4 protein-coding genes are annotated in these 2,883 nt (G+C 41.4%); 1 reads left to right on the top strand and 3 read right to left on the bottom strand.

Translation table 11 applies throughout. The features are described from left to right. The first annotated feature begins 736 nt into the window (after positions 1-736). Positions 737-1,120: a hypothetical protein gene (locus tag ACYQ2O_RS11535; protein ID WP_346023970.1), complete on the top strand. Its 384-nt coding sequence runs from the start codon at positions 737-739 to the stop codon at positions 1,118-1,120. Positions 1,121-1,278: 158 nt separating this feature from the next. Here the strand turns inward: ACYQ2O_RS11535 and ACYQ2O_RS11530 are convergent, their stop codons facing one another. The 3 genes from ACYQ2O_RS11530 to ACYQ2O_RS11520 all read right to left on the bottom strand — a co-directional run bounded on the left by ACYQ2O_RS11530 (position 1,279) and on the right by ACYQ2O_RS11520 (position 2,547). Next, complete coding sequence (locus ACYQ2O_RS11530) at positions 1,279-2,136, bottom strand: AraC family transcriptional regulator (protein ID WP_346023971.1); 858 nt, start codon at positions 2,134-2,136, stop codon at positions 1,279-1,281. Between the two features lie 38 nt (positions 2,137-2,174). Then, positions 2,175-2,342 carry a DUF1801 domain-containing protein gene (locus ACYQ2O_RS11525; RefSeq protein WP_459796657.1) on the bottom strand — a complete coding sequence of 56 codons (168 nt, stop codon included), beginning with the start codon at positions 2,340-2,342 and terminating at the stop codon, positions 2,175-2,177. Between the two features lie 70 nt (positions 2,343-2,412). Further along, positions 2,413-2,547: a hypothetical protein gene (locus ACYQ2O_RS11520; RefSeq protein ID WP_459796656.1), complete on the bottom strand. Its 135-nt coding sequence runs from the start codon at positions 2,545-2,547 to the stop codon at positions 2,413-2,415. Positions 2,548-2,883: the final 336 nt, after the last annotated feature.

The raw sequence follows: 2,883 nt of genomic DNA, 5'->3' as shown, positions 1-2,883 counted from the left end.
AAATCTACACCGTAGGTTTATTTGTGTTGGTCTTTTTTTCTAGACCATCAAACCAAAACCTGTTTGACGAGATAAATCCAATAGTGCTGTAAAAACCAATCAATTGTATGCTCATTTAAGAGCTATTTCCCCCAATTATTCCTTGGAGTTTCCTAGTTCACTCACTGTGATTAGTCTTTCTTATTCAATACTAACATGATTTTGAAAAGAGAACGATTATTATTTATCTTTGATGGTCCGTTAAATGACCCCTAGCGTTCGATACTTTTTTTAAATGAGGAAATGAGTAGACCTTAAAAGCCATATAGTCTGAACAGTCTGATATTATATCACTAAATGTCTTCTGTAATCACAACTTTTCAGCTTATTATTCATCTCATTTCCGGGTGTTTTTTCACTTACTCAAAAAGAGCAGAGTCGCTGTTCAGCTTCCACTGCTCTTTCCGGCAATAGCTTTAAGGGCGATCACTGCCATTTTTATTTTATCTGTTTTCTTAACAGGTATCCAGATTCAGGAAACCATTCTACATAGATTTTCTCCACACACCCTGAGGAGTGTGTCTGGAGACGTTTCGATGGCTTCAAATACTGCCAAGATCCCCACAGCTATATCTAAAACTCCATAGTTCTGATCTTTCGATTGAGTGATGGTAACCTCAATGTAATGACCAAGGTGTCCCATTTCTTTCATTCTACCATCTGAAAAATTAGTTGATGCACTAATTATTCCCCTCTGATGATCGGCTGCGACATCCGTGAGGCGAATGAAACTACCCAGAATATTTTACTTAACAAAGTTCTCTTGGCAATCAATCAGGATGTGGAAGGCAGAGGCGCTTACCGTATTAAGCCGGAGCCTCAGTGGTTCCATGATGATGTCTTTATTCAAGTAAAAGTCCTGTCAGATGGTGATCTGTCAATCGGCTTTTTTAACTTGAGTGACGCGCAGCGTGAGATTTCCCTTCAGTTCTGGGATCTGGGTCTGCCCTATGCGTCAGGTTATTCCCTTGATCTTTACGACTGCTGGGATCACAAGCCAATAGGTCAATTCAAAGAACGATATAATCCAGTCGTTCCCGCTCATGACTGTCTGGTCGTCAGAGCAAAGGTCGTCCGCTGACATGTCGACAGCTCATGTCTGCCAGACGTGTACGCACACCCTTCATCCAGATGAAGTCGCTTTAAATCTGAAGGTCGTCTCACGGACAGCCCGACAGTTTTCATGTCTGGTCTGCCTTGGAAAGCGACTGGACTGTGACCGTCAAGCTTTGGAGGACCTCATAACTTATTACCGTGAATCCGGGAACTGTGTTCTTTTTCGTTAGATTTTCCGGTCAAAGCTATGTATTCGGTCGGTGTATAGGACTTGACCTTTTTAAATACTTTGGAAAAACAAAGAGGATCACTATAGCCAACCGAATTGGCAATGGATTTTACGGACAGATTCGATTTCTGCATCAGCAGACAGGCCTGTTCAATTCTAACATCTCTCAAGTATGTTGAAATCGGCAGACCAGTCGATGCTTTAAACAGACGGAACAGGTAACTGCGTTCAATATTGACGTCCTCAACTATGTCAGTGACAGTGAGCAAGGCTTTCCAGTAGTGCTTAAAGATTGTGTCTTTTGCCTGCTGGACATAATCATTTTTCTCAGACCGGGTCTCTTCAGGGAACTGTTCAATATAATAAGACAGAAGCGTCCGAAGCTTAGCTGCCATACGAATAGCCTCAGCGACCGATTTCTCTTTATTCTCTTCAAGAAAGTAGTAGAGGCTCAAATCACTTTCAGCTTTCTCAGTAATGGGAGTACCCGCTGACAGGCTCGTCAGGTCAAGTATGTGAGCAACCTCTTCTCCTGTAAATTCTACCCAGACATACTCCCATGGATCATTGGGATCTGGATAATAGTAAATTTCAGTGTAAGGATAAATCAGGAAGCTCTGACCTGCTTTTAATTCGTACTCTCCGGAGCGAGTCTTATATATGCCCTTCCCTTTTATGATGTAATGCATAGCATAAATATCCCGGACACCCGGCCCCCATTCATGACTTTTTGGGGGCTTGTGTCCGCTGGAGACATAATTCAGTTGTCTTGACAGTCTTGACAGTCCATAGTTTTCAGATGCAATAAACATGCTTTTCCTGCTTTCTGTCGGATCCTATTTTTTAAAACTTATTCAGGATACAGCTTCTGATACGTGTCCACTGTTTTTCTGATCAGCTCTTTCAAAATCGACTTATCTACATCATCAAGTTTATTGATATAGACACAAGCCTTTCCCGTTTTATGCTTGCCGAATGATGCCAGCAGCTGATCCCTTTCTGGGAGAAAATGCAGCAAGCGGTGCATCCCCTTCATGACCGGAGGCGTATCGATACTTATACTTTCCGAATCCGATGATGCTTGGACCCTACAGTTTCGGCTCGAATCCCGTCTCTTCCTGAAAAATCTCTAGCAGGCGGTAATCATCTGCTTTTTTTTGCCTCGCTCTCAACTGTTTCAATAAATGTTCTGACACTATTGTCGGTCTCTTTAGTTTTTGCATCGTACATCTCGTCTCACCTTTTCAGTTTTATAAGCTGCTATTGTTTTCTGTTAAGTCTATTATAATCCGTCTGACTCATTAATTCTAATCTGTTTTAAAGCCAATAATCTTCTCATTCACTCAACTATCTTAATTACTAGTGTTGTTATGCAAGCGATTGCGTTTTTTCTATTCACTATGAGAGCCAATACATTGTATACTAGTTAAGTACTCAAGTTTCGCACCCTAATCAGACCTTGGAAAGCCTATCGGCTTAAGGTTAATCAACGAGATCAAACAGTGCTGTATGCCTGATTGGGCTGGTTTCCAGATAAAATTTCTTTAAATGAAGTCGGT

The organism is Alkalibacterium sp. m-11 (assembly GCF_054658155.1).
This window is presented reverse-complemented; position numbering and strand designations above follow the sequence as displayed.

Coding starts and splice junctions, on each gene's coding strand:
- ACYQ2O_RS11530 (WP_346023971.1), bottom strand. CDS start 2,136: ATGTTTATTGCATCTGAAAACTATGGACTGTCAAGACTGTCAAGACAA.
- ACYQ2O_RS11535 (WP_346023970.1), top strand. CDS start 737: ATGATCGGCTGCGACATCCGTGAGGCGAATGAAACTACCCAGAATATT.
- ACYQ2O_RS11520 (WP_459796656.1), bottom strand. CDS start 2,547: ATGCAAAAACTAAAGAGACCGACAATAGTGTCAGAACATTTATTGAAA.